Source organism: Pseudomonas helleri (assembly GCF_045830615.1).
Taxonomy (GTDB): Bacteria; Pseudomonadota; Gammaproteobacteria; order Pseudomonadales; family Pseudomonadaceae; genus Aquipseudomonas; species Aquipseudomonas helleri.
This window is the reverse complement of record NZ_CP174501.1, coordinates 3,742,494-3,762,459: the sequence shown is the minus strand read 5'-3', so window position 1 is coordinate 3,762,459 and position 19,966 is coordinate 3,742,494. Positions and strand designations below refer to the sequence as shown.

General features: G+C 57.7%; 15 protein-coding genes. 7 read left to right on the top strand and 8 right to left on the bottom strand.

Annotation, left to right across the window (positions count from 1 at the left end; genetic code table 11):
* Positions 1–299 precede the first annotated feature (299 nt).
* A complete protein-coding gene (locus tag ACJJU9_RS16940) occupies positions 300–488 on the top strand; it encodes a hypothetical protein (protein ID WP_048373123.1) in 189 nt (62 codons plus the stop codon).
* Here the strand turns inward: ACJJU9_RS16940 and ACJJU9_RS16935 are convergent.
* Entirely contained in the window at positions 485–871 is a 387-nt protein-coding gene (locus ACJJU9_RS16935) for a fe2+ zn2+ uptake regulation protein (RefSeq protein ID WP_048373124.1), read from the bottom strand. The two genes, ACJJU9_RS16940 and ACJJU9_RS16935, sit on opposite strands and share 4 nt — an antisense overlap.
* Positions 872–1,139: 268 nt before the next feature.
* Here ACJJU9_RS16935 and ACJJU9_RS16930 point away from each other — a divergent pair, with 268 nt between their 5' ends.
* Positions 1,140–3,431 (top strand): acylase, encoded by a 2,292-nt coding sequence (locus tag ACJJU9_RS16930; protein WP_407729051.1) that lies wholly within the window; start codon positions 1,140–1,142, stop codon positions 3,429–3,431.
* 12 nt (positions 3,432–3,443) lie between these two features.
* Here the strand turns inward: ACJJU9_RS16930 and ACJJU9_RS16925 are convergent, their stop codons facing one another.
* Complete coding sequence (locus tag ACJJU9_RS16925) at positions 3,444–4,445, bottom strand: FecR family protein (RefSeq protein ID WP_407729050.1); 1,002 nt, start codon at positions 4,443–4,445, stop codon at positions 3,444–3,446.
* Between the two features lie 162 nt (positions 4,446–4,607).
* Between ACJJU9_RS16925 and ACJJU9_RS16920 the strand changes: the two genes are divergently transcribed.
* The gene (locus ACJJU9_RS16920; protein ID WP_048373129.1) at positions 4,608–4,886 is read left to right on the top strand and encodes a PepSY domain-containing protein; all 279 of its coding nucleotides are present in this window, start codon (positions 4,608–4,610) and stop codon (positions 4,884–4,886) included.
* Between the two features lie 75 nt (positions 4,887–4,961).
* On the opposite strand, the gene ACJJU9_RS16915 is transcribed toward ACJJU9_RS16920, so the two are convergent.
* Positions 4,962–5,516, bottom strand: a complete 555-nt coding sequence (locus tag ACJJU9_RS16915) for a GNAT family N-acetyltransferase; N-acetyltransferase (protein ID WP_407729049.1) — start codon at positions 5,514–5,516, stop codon at positions 4,962–4,964.
* Between the two features lie 338 nt (positions 5,517–5,854).
* On the opposite strand from ACJJU9_RS16915, the gene ACJJU9_RS16910 reads away from it, so the two are divergent.
* Together ACJJU9_RS16910 and ACJJU9_RS16905 are read left to right on the top strand one after the other, a co-directional pair.
* Positions 5,855–9,505 (top strand): toxin VasX, encoded by a 3,651-nt coding sequence (locus ACJJU9_RS16910; RefSeq protein ID WP_407729048.1) that lies wholly within the window; start codon positions 5,855–5,857, stop codon positions 9,503–9,505.
* A gap of 386 nt (positions 9,506–9,891) precedes the next feature.
* Positions 9,892–10,650 carry a hypothetical protein gene (locus ACJJU9_RS16905; protein WP_407729047.1) on the top strand — a complete coding sequence of 253 codons (759 nt, stop codon included), beginning with the start codon at positions 9,892–9,894 and terminating at the stop codon, positions 10,648–10,650.
* A 20-nt stretch (positions 10,651–10,670) separates the two neighbouring features.
* On the opposite strand, the gene ACJJU9_RS16900 is transcribed toward ACJJU9_RS16905, so the two are convergent.
* Positions 10,671–10,928 carry a DUF2790 domain-containing protein gene (locus ACJJU9_RS16900; protein WP_153374235.1) on the bottom strand — a complete coding sequence of 86 codons (258 nt, stop codon included), beginning with the start codon at positions 10,926–10,928 and terminating at the stop codon, positions 10,671–10,673.
* Between the two features lie 367 nt (positions 10,929–11,295).
* On the opposite strand from ACJJU9_RS16900, the gene zapE reads away from it, so the two are divergent.
* Complete coding sequence (gene zapE, locus ACJJU9_RS16895; RefSeq protein ID WP_407729046.1) at positions 11,296–12,414, top strand: cell division protein ZapE; 1,119 nt, start codon at positions 11,296–11,298, stop codon at positions 12,412–12,414.
* Between the two features lie 44 nt (positions 12,415–12,458).
* On the opposite strand, the gene dkgB is transcribed toward zapE, so the two are convergent.
* Complete coding sequence (gene dkgB / locus ACJJU9_RS16890) at positions 12,459–13,262, bottom strand: 2,5-didehydrogluconate reductase DkgB (protein WP_407729045.1); 804 nt, start codon at positions 13,260–13,262, stop codon at positions 12,459–12,461.
* 191 nt (positions 13,263–13,453) lie between these two features.
* Here dkgB and ACJJU9_RS16885 point away from each other — a divergent pair, with 191 nt between their 5' ends.
* Positions 13,454–15,073 (top strand): PvdJ/PvdD/PvdP-like protein, encoded by a 1,620-nt coding sequence (locus ACJJU9_RS16885; RefSeq protein WP_407729044.1) that lies wholly within the window; start codon positions 13,454–13,456, stop codon positions 15,071–15,073.
* Positions 15,074–15,135: 62 nt separating this feature from the next.
* Here the strand turns inward: ACJJU9_RS16885 and ACJJU9_RS16880 are convergent, their stop codons facing one another.
* From ACJJU9_RS16880 to ACJJU9_RS16870, 3 genes are read right to left on the bottom strand one after another with little or no spacing between them, the layout of a single operon-like run.
* Positions 15,136–16,530, bottom strand: coding sequence for an efflux transporter outer membrane subunit (locus ACJJU9_RS16880; RefSeq protein ID WP_407729043.1), 1,395 nt, complete (start codon positions 16,528–16,530; stop codon positions 15,136–15,138).
* Between the two features lie 7 nt (positions 16,531–16,537).
* Positions 16,538–18,511 (bottom strand): MacB family efflux pump subunit, encoded by a 1,974-nt coding sequence (locus ACJJU9_RS16875; protein ID WP_407729042.1) that lies wholly within the window; start codon positions 18,509–18,511, stop codon positions 16,538–16,540.
* The gene (locus ACJJU9_RS16870; protein ID WP_407729041.1) at positions 18,512–19,684 is read right to left on the bottom strand and encodes an efflux RND transporter periplasmic adaptor subunit; all 1,173 of its coding nucleotides are present in this window, start codon (positions 19,682–19,684) and stop codon (positions 18,512–18,514) included. It lies immediately after the preceding gene.
* Between the last annotated feature and the right edge of the window lie 282 nt (positions 19,685–19,966).

Below are 19,966 nucleotides of genomic sequence, written 5' to 3'. Positions count from 1 at the left end.
TTGCCTCGCGATCTTTTGACCGTTTAAAAGATCGCGAGGCGTACAGGCTTAACGTTGGTAATAACCAGGGCCACCACCGTAATAGCGGTGATCGTGATGCCATCCATGCTCAGGGAAAAATACGCATCCGCTCATGGCCAGGATGAGCAACAGCGGAACCAGCCGAATGACACGACGTAACATCTGTAAATCCTCAGGGTTGAGCCGGTGGCAGCTAAAAAGCTTCCCCGGCTGTAAGATGAGACCCTGTTTGTTTCAATTCATCTCCGGCAATTCACATTATTTTTCAGGAACAGGTAATGACTCCTAAGCAACGATTGGTGTACTCGATTTTGATCGCTCTGGTGGTGCTGGGCATCATGTTTGGTCTGTCGTATCTGCAAAACACCGGCGTGATCACCGAAAAAACCTTCCAGTACATCGCCATTGGCGTGGCTGTGGTTGTGGTGGTGATCAACGGTGTGATGCGCCGCAAGACCAAGCTTTAAGCCTCGATTTTACCCATCAGCACGGCTTCAGCCTGTGGATGCAGGCTGTAGCTCTTGTCGCTGTTGAGGACCACCACGCCTTCGCTGCACAAGCGCTTGAGCACTTCACGCACACTCAGAAACGACAGCGGGATATCCAGCGCCAGCAAGTGGCTGTGCATGCCTCGCACCCCCAGCCTGCGGTCGTTACCGGCGGCAGTCAGCAAGGCATCGATGACCTTGAGCCGCACCAGACTGGTTCGCAGCCCGAAGCATTTGAGAAGCTGGCGGATCCGTTCATTACCTTGCAAAGGCGCAAGCGCTTCCAGCAGGCCTGGGTCAGGCTGAAAAGCGGTATTGCGACGCTGTGGGTTGCCATCCGTTGGCAATTGCGGGTTCTGCATGCAAAAACTCCTTTCAGAGCCTGATCAGGAAAATAAAAAAGCGCTCTTACTTAACTAGACGAATGAGCGGCGTAAATCATGAACATCAAAATGTAGAAATTTTGTCGTGAATTATTCTCAATCGCGATTCGGTCCCGTGTGGCCGGGGGTTTTAGGCGATTATTAATTTTTTTTAACCTGCTTCGTTTCTTGTACAGGCTGTTCCCGGCCCGCGGTTTTCAATCGATGATGCAGCCGGGCCTTTTGTACTGATCGAGCAGGAGTCCGCGTGAGTATTTCCAAGCCGCTGAGCAAGTCGTGTTGTGCTGCGTTATGCCTGAGCCTGAGTGTGTCCGTATGGGCTCAGACACCTGCCAGCGAGGTGAGTGCCGAGATTCGTCGTACCACGTTTGGGGTGCCGCATATTCGCGCGGCCGATGAGCGCGGGTTGGGCTATGGCATCGGCTATGCCTACGCTCAGGACAACCTGTGCCTGCTGGCCAATGAAGTGGTTACCGTCAACGGCGAGCGTTCGAGGTACTTTGGCCCAGAGCAGATGACCCTCGAAGAGCGCGATAACCTCTCCAGCGACCTGTTTTTTACCTGGCTCAATACCCCGCAGGCCGTGGCTGCTTTCTGGCAAGCGCAAACGCCTGAAGTGCGTGACCTGATCGAAGGCTATGTGGCCGGTTACAACCGTCAGCTCGGCGAACGCAAAGGCCTGCCTGAGCAATGTGATAACCCGTCGGTGCGGCCGATCACCACGGCTGATGTGGTCAAGTTGACCCGTCGCTTGCTGGTCGAAGGCGGTGCCGGCCAGTTCGGGGAAGCGTTGGTGGCCGCTGCGCCACCGCTCACAGCATCACACGCTGCAACTCACAATCCGGGGGCTGAGCGCTTTACCGTGGCGAGCGAGCGGATGCAGCGTTTTGCCCTGGATCACGGCAGCAATGCGGTTGCCATTGGCAGCGAACGCTCGCAAACCGGCCATGCAATATTGCTCGCTAACCCGCATTTCCCGTGGGTGGGCGGCATGCGTTTTTACCAGATGCAATTGACCATCCCCGGCAAGCTGGATGTGATGGGTGCGGCTCTCCCGGGCTTGCCGATGATCAACATCGGCTTCAATGCGAACGTGGCCTGGACCCATACGGTGGATACGTCCAGGCACTTCACCCTGTATCGACTTGAACTCGACCCCAAAGACCCGACACGCTATCTGCTCGACGGCCAGTCGCGAGCGCTGGACAAACAAACCCTGACGGTCAATGTCAAGCAGGCCGATGGCAGCCTGGTGCCGGTGTCGCGCACCTTCTACAGCTCGGTATTCGGACCGGTGGTGCAATGGCCGGGCAAGCTCGATTGGGATAATCACGTGGCGTTCAGCCTGCGTGATGCCAACCTGAACAATGACCGTGTCTTGCAGCAGTGGTACGCGATGAATCAGGCGCGCAACCTCGATGCCCTGCAGGCATCGGTAAATACCCTGCAAGGGATTCCGTGGGTCAACACCCTGGCGGTAGATGATCAAGGGCAGGCGTTGTACATGAACGTGTCGGTGGTGCCCTACGTGGACAAGGCCAAGCTGGCGGCGTGCAGTGACCCGCGTGCGGGCCTTGAAATGATTTTGCTCGATGGCAGCCGCAGTGCCTGCGACTGGACGATTGACCCGAGCGCGGCGCAGCCGGGTATTTACCCGGCCAGCCAGTTGCCGCAATTGCGCCGTAACGATTATGTGCAGCACTCCAACGACTCGGCCTGGATGGCCAACCCCAACGCGCCGCTGAGCGGGTTTTCACCGCTTATCAGCCAGGACGGCCAACCGCTGGGGCCGCGTGCGCGTTTTGCCCTGCAACGCTTGAGTCAGCCGGGGCGTGTCAGCGTCGCAGATTTGCAAGGCATGGTGATGGACGACCGGGTGTACCTGGCGGGGCAAGTCATGCCCGACCTGCTGACCGTGTGTGAAGCCCTGCAAGGCCCTGTGTGTGCCAGCCTCAAGGCGTGGGATCAACAGGCGAATCTCAACAGCGGGATGGGGCTGGTGCACTTTCAGAACATCATGGCTCAACTGCTTGATGTCCCGGAGGTGTGGCGGGTGCCCTTCAATCCGGCAGACCCGCAGCACACCCCGCGTGGTCTGGACCTGGAGCAACCGGCCGTGGTCGAAGCCGTGCAGCACGCGCTGCTGGCGTCAGCAGCAACCGTGGCAGAGCAAGGCTTAACGCCGGAGATGACCTGGGGTGATATCCAGGGGGTCAACAGTGCAGGTCAGCGAACTCCGATCCACGGCGGCCCGGCCACGCTGGGGGTGTACAACGCCATGCAAAGTGTTCCGGTCGAGGGTGGCAAACGTGAGGTGGTCAGCGGCACCAGCTATTTGCAGACCGTGACTTTCGACGAGCACGGCCCACAGGCGCAGGGCTTGCTGGCTTTTTCGATCGCCAGCGACCCGGCTTCAAAGCATTCACGGGATCAAACTGAGGCGTTCTCAAACAAGCAGTGGCCGCGCTTGCCATTCACCGAGGCGCAGATCAAGGCCGATCCACAGTATGAGCTGACCACGCTTCGGGGCCATTTGTAATTTTGCAGCGCTCTAGCCGCGAGGCAGGGCGTTGATCACCGGCTGGCCGTTTTGATCGACGCGCACATACACCGGCAACACCTTGGGCAAGGACGCCACCAGGTTCGGGATCTCTTTAGTGTTGAAGACCCCGCCAATCCGCAGCTGGCCAGTGGCGGTGTCGGCCAGTGACAGCGGCGTGCTCAGGTAGCGGTTGATCATGGGCAAGGCGTCGGCCAGGGTCAGGTTGTCGAGAATCAGCTTGCCATTACGCCAGGCCAAGTCGGGGGCGTTGGCATAGGTCTGGCTGATTTGCGGCGCGTAGTCGCCGCCTTTGTAGCTGGCCTGCATGCCGGGTTCCAGGCGCAAGCCGTCGCCACTCAGGTTCTTGTTGCTGGTGACCAGTACTGACCCTTCCAGCAGCGTGACCCGCACCTGATCTTCGTACATCCACACATTGAACTGGGTGCCGGTGACCCGGATACGCCCGTCAGCCGCCTGAACGACAAACGGGTGCGTCACATCGTGGCTCACTTTGAAAAACGCCTCGCCCTTGTTCAGGGTGACCTGGCGCTGATCTTTGTAATTGAGGTAGGTCAGTTGGCTGCCCAGGTTCAGTTCGACCTGGCTGCCATCGGGCAACGTCGCGTTGACCACGCTGCTGCCTGCCTCAAGGCGTTTGTACGCGCTGGGGATGACGCCGAGTTGCCAGCCGCTGTAGGCCGCCACAGGCGCCGCGACAAGAGCAATGGCGGCCGCTATGGCCACACGCTGCCAAGGACGGCGCTGTACCTTGCGGGGCAGGGGCACGACCTGTGCGACAGCGGGTTGTGGCCGTGGCAAATGCTCGCTGGTGTCCCAGATGTCGAGCATTGCTTCATATTCAAAGGCGTGCAGCGGATCAGCGTTTAACCACACAGAAAAAGCGGCGCGTTCCTGGTCAGTACAGTCAGGCTCGTGCAAGCGCATGCACCACTGAGCCGCAGCCTCTGTGATGGCATCGTATTCGGCTTCTGTGAGGCGTGTTTCGCTCATGTGCGCTCCTTGGTGAGGTGCATTCTAACCCTGCGCTTGTGCTAACGAAAACATGAGCCATGTCAAAAGGATGTCATTTATTGCGATGCCAGGTTTTTTCTCTGCTACGGTTACTTCGGCAACTTGGTACCAGACGCAACCTCAATTAATGGAGTTAAGAACATGTTGAAGAAAACTTTTGCTGCTGTGCTCACCACTGCTGTTTTGCTGGGCTCCAGCGTTGCGATGGCGCAGCCGAATCTGGATCCGAACTGGGCGTTCTCCAAAGAGCTCGTTGAAGTGCTCAAGAACAAAAACGGTTACACCGTGATCAAGAAAATTGAAGCGGAAAACCCTGCCAATGGCCTCTGGAAAGCTGAAGGCATCAAAGCGGCTGATGGTGTTCAGTACGAAATCATTTTCGACTCGACAGGCAAAGTGATCTCCGAGAAGAAAGACTGATTCTCGCCGATTTCAGTCCAGGCACTCACTGAGTGTTTGCAGCCCGATCCTGCCTGTGCGGATCGGGCTTTGTTTTTAGCGCCTGGCTCTGTGTGCGAGCCATTGTTCGCGAGTGATTTCCCATAAGTCGCACGCAAATTTGCCACCGACAAAGCTGCCTTCCTGACTCCTCACCAGACGCATTGCGCCACGCTCCGAGATACGCCGAGATCCTGCGTTGGGAGCGGCCTTGGGCACGCGCATCACTTCGCGGCCCAGCGTCTCAAACCAGTAAGCGTCCACCACAGTGCAGGCTTCGCTCATCAGCCCTTGACCTTGCCAGGGCGGTGACAACCAGAACCCCCGGTGGTTATCGACGTGATCCATCAAGCTGACACTGCCAATGACCTCTTCTGGCTGGGTGCGCAAACGCAGTGTCCAGTGCCATTCTTCGCCGCGGGCCATGGCTGGCAGAGCGACGTCACGCAGGTAACTGAGGGCGCCGTCATCCGGGTACGGCCACGGCACGATATCGTTCAGGTAGCGCACCACTTCCCAGTGCGGGAAGCGTTGCTGGATGGCATCAGCATCCGCCAGGCTCAAGGGCTGCAGGATCAACCGCTGGGTTTGCAAGGTGGGCGGGGCGTGCATGTAAATGGCTCCTTGCCATTAATTTGTATCGAGATTAACTATGAATACACACCTGCGCTTTACGAGTGCGCAAAAACTTGCGCAGTTAAATGCTGTTTTTACATGGTTTAACGTGCTGTAAGCCCCGTGAATAAAGGGCTGTAGCGAACTGCGCAACTTCTTGCACAGTACTGAGCAGCTTTTTGCGCACTTTTAACCTGTTTGCGCCACTTTTGGTGGTGGTTTTGGCCGATGGTTAGCGCCAAACGTCTGTTTTATATGGAGTGTTTTGTTTCTGGCACGGTGCTTGATATCTCGTATGGATCTAGTAGGCGAGCGTTGCGTTCGCCGGAGGCTCCATGATGTCAAAGCCCTTCTGGCCCAAAAACCCCAATAACGTCAACCTCTCCCGCGATGATGCGCGAAACAGTATGGGCACCTGCCCGCTGATGAAAACCACCGTGCAGTTGATCCCGCTGCGCTATGGCATCGTCGACAATCCGGCACTCGATCCCGCAAGCGAGGTTGCCATGCCCTACAGTCTCGGCGCCCGGCCGCTGGGCATCCGGCTGTTGCGCGATGGCTGGTTGTACGTGATTGAGGGCAGCAGCGGCACCTTGTCCGAGTACCGTATTGAAGACGGTCTGGTCAGCGCCATGCTGTGGCAAGGTCAGGCGGTGTTCGACGACGACCGTGAAGCACCGATCCATGAACCGAGGCTGATTTACGCCAAAACCAGCACGCTGTACGTCACTTATTCTGAAGTCCCGTGGACCGCGAAAAAGTGCCAGCAGGTGCTGAGTTCAACGTCCGAGCGTAATCACTTCATGCAAGCGGTCGACTTGAGCAAGGCCAAGTGCGACACCGGCGGGCCCCACCTGCTGACCCCGGACATGACCGAGCATTGGCTAGCCGAAGTCGCCACCGAACGAATCGAGGCAGAACAACAGAACCCTGCTACCACGCTGGCCGGGCATACCAGCAGCACCCAACAACGGTTGGACGCCGAACTGCCCGAGCACGAGCGTTTGCCTTATTTGTGGGAAACCCCCGCGCGTTTCGCTCAAACCTCCATGAACCGCCTCACCGGCTGCATTCATCCACTGTACCGGCACGACACGCTGTATCTGGTGCTGGAAGACACCTTGGGCGTTATGCGCGACCTGGCCAATTATCAGGACCATGTGGTTGGCTGGATCGACGACTGGAGCAATGGCGGGGCGAAGCAGGGCAACAACGAACGCGACTATGTACTGGCGTGCTACATCGAATCTCTCAGCCAACTCAATGCGCTGGATGTCAAAACGCTGATCGGTGAAAGCACGGACCCGGCGCACAAAGCACTGCTGGATGATTTGCAGGGCATGGCTGAACCGCAGCGCGGGGTGACCGATGCCGTGATTATTGAGTACCTCGAAAGAGGTGGCTTGATGACCCCGCCCGCGGGTAGCCCGGTGCCGGCGGAGTTGGAGGTGTTGCGTCAACGGGCGCAGGCGCTGGCCGAGAACATTGACTATTCACGTGGCATGAGCAACAGCGCTGATGCTCTGAATGTACTTGAAGACGTTGATCGTCGTTTCTTCACTCGTGAACACTTTCGCGTAGCGACACCGGCATTTGTCGATGAACACTTCGAAGCGTTGATTGCTCTGGGTAAGCAACAGAGCCAGCAGATCACTGGAGTTTTGTATGGGACCAAGCTGGGCCAGCGCGGCGTCAATGAACTGATCGACCGCGAAGCAATGGACCGAGAATTACTCGCCCATCGAGCCGGGCTAGCGCGCTGGAACCACCTGCTCGATGCCATCACTGCCGACCGGGTCAAACTGATGTGCTCGGGCGCGTTTCATACAGCGGGCTGGTACTTCGACCCGATGGACATCGGCCACGCCGGGCACGCGTTTGCCACTGAATATGCCTGCCTCAAAGACATTTGCCGCAGCGACGACGCTTGTGAACAACTGCTGGCGTATAGCGAGCGCAACCCGCAATTCAGCCGCCCGCTGTATTACACCTTGCCCTACAGCGACCAAACCTCGTTGTGGGTGCACTACGCATTTTTGCTGGCCGCGGGCATGGTCTTGTTCAACAACAGCCCTGAACTCCTGGCCCGCCTGCGCACCCTTGAACAGAACCGCTTACCGGCGCTGGACGATCTCCCCGACAGCACCCGCTCAGTGGCCAATGCCGCCCTCAACACTTTGACCCCGGCGCTTAATCGCGGGTTGGAAAACGTGCTGGTCAACTTTGACGAATTCTTCAAAAACAACGCCATGCCCGACGTTGAAGAACTGCTGCGCAAACTGCCTATCGCCCTCAAATCGCGGATAGTGCAGGCGGCCAAAACCGAAGGCGTGTCATTTCATTTTTCGACCCCGCAAGAACAGGCCGCGTTACGCGAAACGCTGCGTGAAACCTTCAAACTGCGCCAGGAAATAGCCCTGCTTAAACAGAAGCGGGCCAAGTCCAATCGTCAATACGGGCACAAATCTCAGACCTCTCGGGAACTGCTGGAGAAAATTCAATACGACAGCCAACGGCTGGATCTGGAGCAAAGACGGCTGGCAGCCAGCCTGAGCCCCATCCCGGAATTGCCGGATGAACATGCACGGATTTTCGGTTCGACGCAGGGCAAAGCAGGGCTGACGGTCATCTTCCCAAATGAAGGCAAACGGCAAGTGGCCGGGCTGATGGATAACTTTCGTAAAGGTGTCCATAGCGCGCCGGTGATGAATGTGCTGGGGGATGGCGCGGCGTTGTTGCTGTTTGTGGCACAGGCGGTGAATTTGGTGCAGGTGTTCAGAGAGACACTAGCTGTTTCGAGTGATAAGAGGGTTTGGATGCCTTTTGCTGGAGCTGTATTTGCAACGGGTGCTGCCGGGTTCGCAGCAGCGCAAGGGGTATTCGATACCGCTTTAGGTGCTCAGGCAAAAAAGCTTGGTGAGGGACTGGTTACAAACTCTCTAAGTCGACTGCAAGTCACAATGGGCAAGTTACATGTTGGGTTGGGAATTTTTACGTATGTTCTCGGTTTGCTTGCTGCTGCGGCCAGTTTCAATGTTTATCAAGACCAATGGGTAAAAGCCGTACGCAGTGGTAATCGTGGTGCGCAAAGTGGAGCCATGATCACGATGGTCGCTTCTGGTGGTTTAGTTCTTACAAATGCTTATGGTTTGGGAAATACCGTAAAGGCAGGTTTTCAAGTGCTGATGGCGGCCAGAGGAGAGGCCCGTAAGGCTGCGTGGATGGCTTCGGGAATTCGTCTAGGTAGCGTCTTTGTTCGTTCAAGTTGGGTCGGTGGGTTTTTCACGATATTGGAATTAGCAGGCACCTGGCTATACAACCGCTACAACACCAGTGGCCATGATCAGTGGCTGCAAAGTACCCCGTGGGGGCTGGATGTTGATAAACGTAAAGATCTCAACCTTCAAGAGTTCCAGCATTACTTGACGTTGCTGCAGCAGGCGCCCTTTGTAGAAGTCAAACGTTCAGACGATGAGCCGTTTTGGCAAAGCATGCTGGCCGGTGCCAAGCCGGGTGAGATTTTTGTGATCCTGCCGGGTATGACCCTGGCCGACTATCAAGACAGGCTGGACGGAGAGGCCAGTCATGGCCTTAAGATCGGCGCACAACGAATTACAACGTTTCTTCGGGGGGATCGAGGCGTTCCCGTGGAGCAGCGTGAGGTTGTAACCGAGCAGGTGCAGGCAGGGTTGTATCGAATGGTGAGCAAGCCCGAAAAAGAACAGAGCGGGCCAGCCCCCTTATTGATCAAACTGACTTATCCACGCAACCCTGAGCGTGCTATCGGCAATATTTCCGAGGAGTTATTGGTTGAACTTGAGCTTCAGTCGTTAAATGACGAAGGGCAATGGGTTCGGCGTAATTACCGTATTCGTTTCAATCCTGTCGACGGTGGGCGCTTTATTTCGGCAAAGCGGCATTTCGATTCAAGCGTAGAAATGCCTTTGTTGGGAGTTGAAGTCATGGCATTGGAGCCTTTGCAATGACCTCCTCCATATCGACATCACCTCAACAATCAGTTGAAGAAGACCCAAAAAAAGCGGGTGACATAGAGCTTTGTCTTGCTGGGCGACAAACCTATTTGGCCCCTTTACCGCTGCCGACAGCGGCAGAACCCTGCTGCCCCTATATCAGCGATTACAACGATATTTATTTGGACTTTGGTGGGGGGGAGCCGAATGTTTTCTCGTACCAAGTAAATTTGGGTGGGCCATTTAGCTGTGCATGCTTAGTCTCTTTTGTATTTCCACTTTTAACTGGATTATTAGCAGCGTCTTTAGGAATGGGTTGTGAGGATATTTTAGATTCAATTCAAGGAACCTTTGCAGTGTTCTGGAAGTGGGGCCTCTTCGGAGGAGGATTTTTTTTAGTCATGGCTTTTTGCATCTGGCTCCACCACCACAAACTCTTCACCAACGTCATCCCCACCCGCTTCAACCGTCAACGCCGTGAAGTCTGCTTTATGCCCGACGGTGCCACAGAACCCTTGTTCGTCCCTTGGGAATCCCTGTCTGCCTGGGTCGTTCAAGGCCAAAGCGCAACTCAATACGGCATCACCCGCCATTACGGAATGGGCATGGGCTTTATGCATGAAGGCGAGTTGGTCAGTGTCGAATTTCAGTGCGGCGCTCTGCAACTGGCGATTGCCAATTGGGAGGCCGTGCGGGGTTATATGGAGTACGAACTCAACGACCTGCACGCCATCCAGGATCCGCTTGAACTTCAGGCTCCCGGCGACCCGCCCCATGAAGGTCTGCACACGTTTCGCAATGCTCGCGCCAGTTTGCATCGGCGTATCCGCGAGAAAGAAGTGGGGTGGGTCTACGGCTTTTTTTGGTACGTCTACCACGTCATGACGTTATGGACCCTGCCCAACCATTTGGTTGAGTGGGAGATAAAACGCATCGCCAAGGTCGGCCGCAAAGCGCTGCCCGAGGCGATGCGCGAGTGGTCCGAGCCGTTGCCGCCCGAGCAATGGGCCAAGCCTAGTGCCGAGTTGCTCCGATTGAGCGCCAAGGTCAAAGCGCTGGTCAAACGATCACCGCGTAAGCCTATTACTGAGGTGTTTGCTGAGGCGTATCGCAGCGAGCCCACCCATAAAAAAGCCCCCGTCAAACGGGGGCTGATCTGAGGCTTGGGTTGCTGCGGGTGTTAGCCGTTTGTGCAACCGTTACCCATGACGCGGTATTCGATGATGTGACGCTGACCTTGATGGTCTTCGTACGTCATTTTTGCCGGAACCACTCCACACACATCGGCGACAGGCGACACATTAATGACTTTGGCAATGTCCAGGTTGGTGGCGTAGGTGTATTGCTCAACGGCAGGTTGGGATTGTGCAACTTTAAGGTCGTCGGCCATCGCCAAAGTAGACAGACCCATCAGAGCAAGTGCAATCAAACGTTTCATTTTCAATAAGACCTTAAAACAATCACGACTAACTGACTTCAAGTGCCGGATGGCGGTAGAAGTTGCCAGACCACTGAGTGTGTGTCTGCCACGAAGTACCGTGCCCTGTTTCAATGTTGTTTCTAGGGGGTGGTTCAATCATAAGGTTTTGCCGGGCAGGTTAAAGACCGAATGCTGCCATGCACTTATGCAGGATCGGTAACAATCTTGTAGGAGCGAGCTTGCCTCGCGATCTTTTCAACGATTAAAAGATCGCGAGGCAAGCTCGCTCCTACGCAGGGTTGGTTCAGCAATTAATCGTTTAAGTGCCTGTCGGACAAAAACCGCTGGCATACTGCCGCGTCTGATTCAGGAGCCAAACCCAACAATGAATGTCGAGTCCCCCCTCAGTGCCTGGCAACGGGCCGTTGAACAGCAAGGTTTTGTCCAGGATCCTGCGCAATGGCAGGCGGTGCAGGTGTTGCAGCGCTGTCACGAGGCTTTGCACTCAGGGGCTCGTTCGGTCAAAGGCGTGTACCTGTGGGGGCCGGTCGGGCGAGGCAAGACCTGGCTGATGGATCAGTTTTACCAAAGCTTGCGCGTCCCGGCGCGGCGTCAGCATTTCCATCACTTTATGCAGTGGGTGCATCAACGGCTGTTTCAGCTGACAGGCGTCGCCGACCCGCTCAAGATCATCGCCAAGGACTTGGGCAAGGAACTGAAAGTGCTGTGTTTTGACGAGTTGTTCGTCAATGACATTGGTGACGCGATCATTCTCGGGCGGCTGTTTCAAGTGATGTTTGACGAGGGCGTGGTGCTGGTGTGCACCTCGAACTTGCCACCGGAGCAGTTGTACAGCCACGGCCACAACAAAGAGCGTTTTGCCCCCGCGATCACCGCCATTCTCAAGCACATGGATGTTGTCTCGGTGGACGGCGCTGAAGACCATCGTCTGCACCCCGGCATTGCGCAACAACGTTATTGGGTGAAAGCAGCAGATCAGTCGAGTGTGATTGGGCAGGTGTTCACGGAACTGACAAAAGGGCAGGAAACTTCGGATGCTCCGATTGCTGTAGGCCATCGCTCACTGAACGTTGTGCGGGCCGGTGCGGGAGTGTTGTGGTGCAGCTTTCATGAGTTGTGTGAGCAGCCGTTGGCGGCCACGGAATTTATGCAGATCTGTGATCAATACACGGTGATTTTGCTCAGCGACGTGCCTTGCCTGAGTGCCGAGCAACGCGAGGGCAAGATCGCCCGTGGTACGGAAGATGGACCGGTGAAGGTCGAGGCGGGTGATCGCGATCTGCCGCAGTTGTCGATCTATGACGACAGCGTGCGGCGATTTATTGCGCTGGTCGACGAATGCTACGACCGCAAAGTACCGCTGTGTATTGAGGCGCAGGTGCCGATGGACCAGTTGTATACCCAAGGCTACCTGGAGTTCGCTTTCCGCCGGACCTTGAGCCGCTTGCAAGAAATGCAATTGCAGCGCTTTGGTGTGCATTGATCCGGTAGCCGCAGCCTGTGGCAGCGGCTACAGGTGTTTAGCGTTTAATCCCACTCAGGCGCCACGCTTTGCGGATTGGTCAGGCGATGCCCGCGATCCAGCTGGGCAATCTGCGCCATGTCTTCTGCGGTCAGCTTGAGCGATTGTGCCTTGAGGTTGCTCTCAAGGTTGGCGCGCTTGGTTGACGACGGGATTACCGAATAACCCAGTTGCATCGCCCATGCCAGGGTCACTTGTGCCGGGGTGGCGTTGTGGCGTGTGGCAATGTCGACAATCACCGGATCTTTCAGCACTTCGCCGTAGGCCAGGGTCATGTATGAGGTGATATGGATCCCGTGGCTTTGTGCGAACTCCACCACTTTGCGGTTCTGCAAGTAGGGATGCAGTTCGATCTGATTGGTGGCGATGTTCTCGGCACCCACCGCGGCAATCGCTTCTTTCATCAGCGCGATGGTGAAATTGGACACGCCAATGGCCTTGGTCAGGCCCTGTTTCTTGGCATCTAACAGTGCCCCCATAAATTCTGCGACCGGCACTTCATGTTTGGGTGAAGGCCAGTGAATCAGGGTCAGGTCCAGGTGGTCGGTGCGCAGTTTTTTCAGGCTTTCTTCGAGGCTTGGAATCAGCTTGTCTTTAGCGAAGTTGCTGACCCAGATTTTGCTGGTGATATACAGCTCATCACGCGCAACGCCGCTGCTGGCAATGGCCTGGCCGACGTCGGCTTCGTTCTCATAAATTTGCGCCGTGTCGATTGCCCGGTAGCCCAGTTCAAGGGCGTTGGTAACCGAATCAATAACCACCTGGCCTTTGAGGCGGAAGGTGCCGAGGCCGAATGCTGGGACTGTCATGGATAACTCCTGGGTGGTCGTAAGAATGGGGTGAGTATCTACGGCTTGAGCGGTGGGAAAAACCATAGCCCACGCAAAGCAATCTTGACCGCAAGGCATGAATGAATGATCCCCGTGCGGGTTAAATTTCATCGTTGAGCAAACGTTCTAGCTTGGATAACGCCTGCATTCAGGCTTGGACAGGTAGTGCAATGACGATTTCTCGACGATGGTTTATCGCTGGCTTGGCGATCACCGGCGCAGCAGCGCCTGCGGTGTATTTTGGGCATCGCGAGCTGACCCGGGTCGATGAGCCGATTACGCCCGGTGAAGCAACTGTCGATTTGGCGGACACGGCGGGCCAGCAGATCGCCGATCAATTGCGTGGATTGTGGACGATCCGTTTCACTGGCCGTGATGCCGGGCTGGACGGTTTGCCTGCGGATGACCTTGAAGTGTGGCTGGATATTGCGCCGCGTGGGCGTGGGGTGCGCGGTTATCTGGACACGGCACAGGTGCTGCACAGCGAGCAAACGCCGCGCTATCGCATTTTGGCTGATCTGGTTGAGCCGGACCCCAAGCACATGTACTGGCGCCTGACCCGCAGCGACGCCGCCAACGGTCAGCCAGATTACGAGTTCAGTTTCAGTCTTGATGAAGTCTGGGGCATGTTTGGCAACGCTGGCAGTGGCACCCTGAGTGGTCGCGTGCAGCGTCTGGACCGAGCACTGGCGTTGCCCGAGCAAGACAACCGTTTTGTCGCGCTCAAGCGCACCTTTCCCGAGGCCCGGCAACGTATCCCGCTCAACCCCACATTGTTGCAGTGGCTGGTGTCGCCTGAGCACCGCTTGTTCCACCAGCTGTGGCATGCCTCGCGTGACACCTGGCATGAGCTGTCCGAGGACAAGCGTAATGCGCTGCGCGGTATTGGCTGGCAGCCCGGTCAGCGTGACAGGGAGCGCGATGCGCGGGGCCCTCGTAAAGACCGTAACGGGTCGGGCGTCGACTTTTTTTTCATGCACCGGCACATGCTGATGGCTGCACGCTCGATGCAGGACTTGCCGTCGTGGCCTTCGTTCCCGATGCCGCAGCCCGAGCTTGAACGCGACCGGGCAGGGTTTGCCCGTTATTTCGACAACCATGATGGCAGCGCCTTGCCGCCGACCTGGCTGGCAGAGGGCGATGACACCTATACCCAATGGCTGAGTGACATCAAACAGGCCGAGACGTATCACAGCAACTTCGAGGTCTGGGAGTCGCGTTATCGGGACCCGCGCTACCTGTCGACGCTGACCTTGGGTCAATTCGGCTCTGAGGTAGAGCTGGGCCTGCATGACTGGTTGCACATGCGCTGGGCGTCGGTGCCACGTGACCCGTCCAACGGCGCGCCGGTACCCTTGGCGCGGGATCCGGCAGACTTCGCGGCACGCTGGTACGTCGCGGAAAACGATTTTCTGGGCGACCCGTTTTCGTCTCACATCAACCCGGTGTTCTGGCGGTTTCATGGCTGGATCGATGATCGTCTGGAGGACTGGTTTCGTGCCCACGAACGTTTTCATCCCGGCGAGTTGACGCGCCTGGAGGTCAATGGTGTGCCGTGGTTTGCGCCGGGGCGCTGGGTTGAAATCGATGACCCGTGGTTAGGCCCGGACACCCACGGTTGCAGCACCACACCGGGGTTGAGTGTGGGCAAAAGCGTCGAGATGGACCCGGAAACCATGAAGCTGGCGCTGCGCATTACCTTTGGCGATGACAAGAAAATTGGCGACTTGCTGCGCCGGGTACCGCGTCGGCCGTGGTATGCGCGGCATTTGGTGGTTAAACCCGTGTGAGCTTCAGGGAAGATCAAAAGATCGCGAGGCAAGCTCGCTCCTACATCGCGATCTTTTGGTTGTTATTGCACCTGCCAGCCCCCGCCCAACGCTTTGTATAACGCGATGCTGGCTTGCAAGCGGGCCATGCGCAGTTGCACGTGCTGGTCTTGTGCCTGATACAGCGTGCGTTGGGTTTCGAGTACCGTCAGCATGACTTCGGCGCCGGCTTTGTAGCGGCTTTGGGCAATGTCGAAGGCCTGTTGCGCCTGTTGCAGCTCTTCGTCTTGCCATTGCCGTTGCTGGTCCAGGCCGCTGGCGCTGTTGAGGGCTTTTTCAACGTCGGCAAAGGCGCTGATGATGCTCCCGCGATAGGTTTGCAATAGCTCTTGCTGACGCGCCACAGTTTTGTCGCGTTCTGCGCTGAGGCGGCCGTTGTTGAAGATCGGTGCGGCCAACCCGGCCGTCAGGTTGTAGAAAGGGCTGCGCAACATGTCGCCAAAGCGGTCCGCGCCTGAGCCCAATGTCGCGCTCAAGGTCAGACTGGGCAGCATGGCCGCACGCGCTACGCTGATATCGGCTGAGGCCGCGGCCAGTTTGGCCTCGGCGCTTGCAATGTCGGGGCGTCGGCTCAGCAGTGCGCTGGGCAGCCCGCTGCCGATGTCTGGCCACTGCAATTGGGCAAATGCCGTGTCGCCCAAGGTGAGGCGTTGCACGGGTTCGCCCAACAAGACCGCGAGGGTAATACGGGCTTCCTGGGCCTGTTGCGCCATCAGTGGCAATTGCCGTTGTTGAGCGGCCACCAGGCTTTTTTGCTGAGCCAGCTCAAGGGCCGTGGCAGAGCCTGCGTCATAGCGGGTCTGGACCACGTGCAAGACGCTTTGGGCGTTGGTCAGGTTGAGCCGCGCAATGCGCAGTTGCTCGTCATAGGCCAGGGTTTGCACGTAGCTGCTGGCGACGCCGCTGAGCAAGGTCAGCTCGACGGTGGCCTGGTCAAACTGGCTGGCATTGAGCGTGTGCAAGGCGCTGTCACGGGCCGCGGCTTTGCCGCCCCAAAAGTCCACTTCGTAGCTGGCCGTCAGGTTGGCGTCAAAGTAGTCCACGGCCTTGTTGTTGTCGGTGGCGTCCAATTGGCTGTAACCCTTGCCGCGCAGCAGTTTTTCACGGTTGGCGCTGCTGGCAAACTTCACTTCGGGTAGCAGCGGGGCGCCAGCAATAACGGCTGTGGCGCGGGCTTGCTGCACGCGGGCAATGGCTGCGGCCAGGTCGTAACTGCCGACCCGTGCTTGAGCGATCAGACGGTCCAGGGCCGGGCTATGAAAATGACTCCACCATTGCTGGCTGCTCAGTTGGCTGGCCTGCGTGTGCGGCGATTGCCAGGCCGGGGGCGGTTGCACCGGGTGCGCGTCGCGCGGCGGGGTTTGGCTGCACGCGCCCAGCAACAGGCACGTGGTCAACAGACTCAAAGACGGCTTCATCAATCGATCATTCACTGGTAAGGGCCGTGACCGGGTCAAGCCGGGCAGCTTTGCGGGCGGGCATAAAACCGAAAATAACGCCGGTCACCAGCGCGCAGGCAAACGCGCCGAAGACCGCAACCATTGAAAATGCCACGGCCACATCGCACAGCAGTAAAACCCCGCCGATGATAAAGGCCAGGGTGATGCCCGCCAGGCCGCCGACCACCGACAGCATCAGGGCTTCGGTCAGGAACTGGCGCAGAATGTCACGCTGGCGGGCACCGGTGGCCATGCGAATGCCAATCTCACGGGTGCGCTCACGCACGGTCATCAGCATGATGTTCATCACCCCGATGCCGCCGACCAACAGCGAAATGGCGGCAATTGAGCCGAGCATCAACGACAGCGTGTTGCGGGTTTTGGCTTCGGCCTGGATCATCGCGGCGTTGTTGGTGATCTCGAAATCGCGCTTGCCGTGGTGGAGCTTGAGCATCAATTGTTCGATGGATTTTTCGGTCTTTTTGACCTTGCTCGCATCGGCGGCGGCAATCACCACGTATTCAGGATTGTGCGTACCGAACAAACGCACGCTGGCGGCGGAGTAGGGCACCACGATGCGCGAGTCACTGTCTGAGTCTGCTGAGCTGGCGCCTTTTTCAGCGAGGATTCCGACCACGCGAAACGGCACGTTCTCCAGCAGAATGTATTGCCCGATGGGGTTGGGCACGTCCTTGAGGACTTTGTCGCGGACCTTTTTACCGATCACCGCCACGGCGGCTGCCGCGTCTTCATCGGCCTGGCTGAAGAAGCTGCCTTGCACCACCGGCCAGTTGAAAATGGCCGGGAAGTCGATGCCGTTGCCGCCGGTGTACATCGTGTGGTCGACGTTGCCATAGCGCACGCCGATCTCGGCGCCGTTGATGGGCATGATCATCTTTACTTGAGGCAAGGTCGACAGCGCGGCCACGTCATTGAGCGTGACAATTCCCAGCGGCGCCCGGGGCCGGGGTGACATGCCGCTGAGGTAGATGATGTTGGAGCCAAACGCACCCATTTCGGCCATGACCTGGCGTTTGCTGCCTTCCCCGACAGCCAGCATCACCACCACCGATGCCACGCCGATGACGATGCCGAGCAAGGTCAGGGCGGTGCGAAAGCGGTTGATCCACATGACTCGCCAGGCCGCGTGAAGGGCGTCGACCAATTCGCCTTTCCAGGCGCCGCGGGCTTCGCTGCCCTCATTCAGGCGCTGGCGCAAGTCAATTGCTTGCAGTGCCTTGGGGTTTTCGCTGGCCGCTGCTGCCGCCGCGCCATTGGCGCAGTCGCTGATGATTTCGCCGTCGCGCACTTCAATGATCCGGTTGGCACGCGCTGCGACCTCGCGGTCGTGGGTAATCAGAATCACCACATGGCCCTGGCTGGCCAGCTCATCGAGCAGCGCCATGACCTCCGCGCCGCTGTGGCTGTCGAGCGCACCGGTGGGTTCGTCGGCCAGAATGATGTGCCCGCCGTTCATCAACGCGCGGGCAATCGATACGCGTTGTTGCTGACCGCCCGACAGTTGATGCGGACGGTTGCCTGTGCGTGTGCCAAGGCCCAGGCGGTCGAGCAGCGCGGCAGCGCGGGCATGCCGCTCGGCCGCTGGTGTGCCGGCGTAAATGGCGGGCATTTCGACGTTTTCCTGGGCCGAGGCCGAGGGGATCAAATGGTAGCCCTGAAACACAAAGCCGAACGCCTCGCGGCGCAGCCAGGCGAGCTCATCGCCGGCGAGTTGGGCAACGTCTTCGCCGGCAAACAGGTAGCGCCCTGAGGTGGGCCGGTCGAGGCAGCCAAGGATGTTCATCAAGGTGGATTTGCCCGAGCCCGACGCGCCGACAATGGCGACGAATTCACCAGCGTGAATCGACAGGCTGACGCCTTTGAGCACGTGAACTTCGGGCGTGTCGATACCGCCGTAGACCTTGCGGATGTCTTGCAGCTCGATCAGGGGAGTGCGCATTTAGCCTCCGTTGCCGGTGGCCGGGCCGATCAGCAAGTGATCGCCCTCGTTTAACCCTTCGAGCACTTGCACGCGCAGGCGGTCGCTGATGCCGGTACGAATGTCGCGGTGTTCGATCTTGCCGTTTTTGCTCACCACGTTTGCGCTTTGCCGATTGCCCTCGGTGCTGCCTTGCAGCGCTACAATCGGGGCCAGCAACACGTCTTTGGCTTGATCAGCAACGAAGAAAACTTGCGTGGTCATTTCTGCCATCAACGCCTGGTCGCTGTTGTCGACATCCAGCAGCACGGTGTACAGCACCACTCGCGCGCTGCCGCTTTTGCCCGAGCTGGCCGGGCTGCCGCCGCCCTGGCTGGCTTCATTCAGCGGTTTGGGCGGGACCGGCAGAATCTGCCGCACGGTGCTGTTCCAGCGCCGATTACCGCCACTCAAGGTGGTGAAGTAAGCCGGCATGCCCGCTTTGACGTGGCCGATATCGGCCTCAGAGACTTCGGCCCATACAGTCATCGGTGAGAGTTTGGCGATGCGCAGGATCAAAGGGGTTTGCTGTTGTGCATTGAGGGTCTGGCCTTCGCGCGCATCAAGGGCGACCACGGTCCCCGTCATGGGCGCGTAGATGCGCGTGTAACCCAGCTCGGCTTCATCGCTGCGCAGGCTGGCCTGGGCTTGGCGGATTTGCGCCTGGAACATGTCAATTCGGGCCTGGGTGGTTCGGACTTCAGCCAGTGCTGACTGAATGTCTTCTTCGCGGGTAGCGCCGCCTTTGGCGAGGTTTTGCTGGCGCTGGTATTTCTGTTTGGCCAGGTCGTGCAAAGCGCGGTGTTCCTGGAGCTGGGCCGTGAGGTTTTCAACGGCATAGCGGCTGGCGTCGAGCTTGGCTTTTTGAGTGGACGGGTCAATTTCGACCAGCAATTGGCCTTCTTTAACCTCGTCACCGACCTCAACGTGAATCGTCCTGATTTGCCCGGAAGCTTGCGCGCCCACGTCTACATATTGTCGGGGTTGCAGTGTGCCCAGCGCCGTCACGCTGCTTTCAATATCGCCGCGGGTGATGGGCACGGTGTCATAAGCGTCGCGGCCAGTGGTCAAAAAGGGCCATGCCGCCAATGCGGCAACCAGCAGTAAAAACAGGGCAACAAAGAGCGCACGGCGGGTCTGTCGAGGGCGTTTCATTCAGGGTTCCGGCCAATGGGGATCGGCCCGTCTTCGTTGCACTGGCACATAAAGCCCGGGGCAATCGCTGTCGAGCAATCGACAAACACGGGGAGCTGTTGAGTAAACGAAGGATTAAGTTAGATATTTAGGCGTTTAATCCTGTGTCTGTGACTAAATATTTCGAGGCTGTTTTTTCAACAGGCCTTAAATCTATATGAGAATTACTATAAATTACGGCCGCAAAAGTGCCATCATCATGCCGCTAACTCATTCGGTCTGTTTCTGCGCTCATGGAATGTT

Bases quoted from the DNA above. Each gene is read 5' to 3' on its own strand.
- ACJJU9_RS16915 (WP_407729049.1), bottom strand. From the start codon at position 5,516: ATGCACGCCCCGCCCACCTTGCAAACCCAGCGGTTGATCCTGCAGCCC.
- ACJJU9_RS16885 (WP_407729044.1), top strand. From the start codon at position 13,454: ATGACGATTTCTCGACGATGGTTTATCGCTGGCTTGGCGATCACCGGC.
- ACJJU9_RS16940 (WP_048373123.1), top strand. From the start codon at position 300: ATGACTCCTAAGCAACGATTGGTGTACTCGATTTTGATCGCTCTGGTG.
- ACJJU9_RS16910 (WP_407729048.1), top strand. From the start codon at position 5,855: ATGATGTCAAAGCCCTTCTGGCCCAAAAACCCCAATAACGTCAACCTC.
- zapE (WP_407729046.1), top strand. From the start codon at position 11,296: ATGAATGTCGAGTCCCCCCTCAGTGCCTGGCAACGGGCCGTTGAACAG.
- ACJJU9_RS16935 (WP_048373124.1), bottom strand. From the start codon at position 871: ATGCAGAACCCGCAATTGCCAACGGATGGCAACCCACAGCGTCGCAAT.
- ACJJU9_RS16870 (WP_407729041.1), bottom strand. From the start codon at position 19,684: ATGAAACGCCCTCGACAGACCCGCCGTGCGCTCTTTGTTGCCCTGTTT.
- dkgB (WP_407729045.1), bottom strand. From the start codon at position 13,262: ATGACAGTCCCAGCATTCGGCCTCGGCACCTTCCGCCTCAAAGGCCAG.
- ACJJU9_RS16925 (WP_407729050.1), bottom strand. From the start codon at position 4,445: ATGAGCGAAACACGCCTCACAGAAGCCGAATACGATGCCATCACAGAG.
- ACJJU9_RS16875 (WP_407729042.1), bottom strand. From the start codon at position 18,511: ATGCGCACTCCCCTGATCGAGCTGCAAGACATCCGCAAGGTCTACGGC.
- ACJJU9_RS16880 (WP_407729043.1), bottom strand. From the start codon at position 16,530: ATGAAGCCGTCTTTGAGTCTGTTGACCACGTGCCTGTTGCTGGGCGCG.
- ACJJU9_RS16900 (WP_153374235.1), bottom strand. From the start codon at position 10,928: ATGAAACGTTTGATTGCACTTGCTCTGATGGGTCTGTCTACTTTGGCG.
- ACJJU9_RS16920 (WP_048373129.1), top strand. From the start codon at position 4,608: ATGTTGAAGAAAACTTTTGCTGCTGTGCTCACCACTGCTGTTTTGCTG.
- ACJJU9_RS16905 (WP_407729047.1), top strand. From the start codon at position 9,892: ATGGCTTTTTGCATCTGGCTCCACCACCACAAACTCTTCACCAACGTC.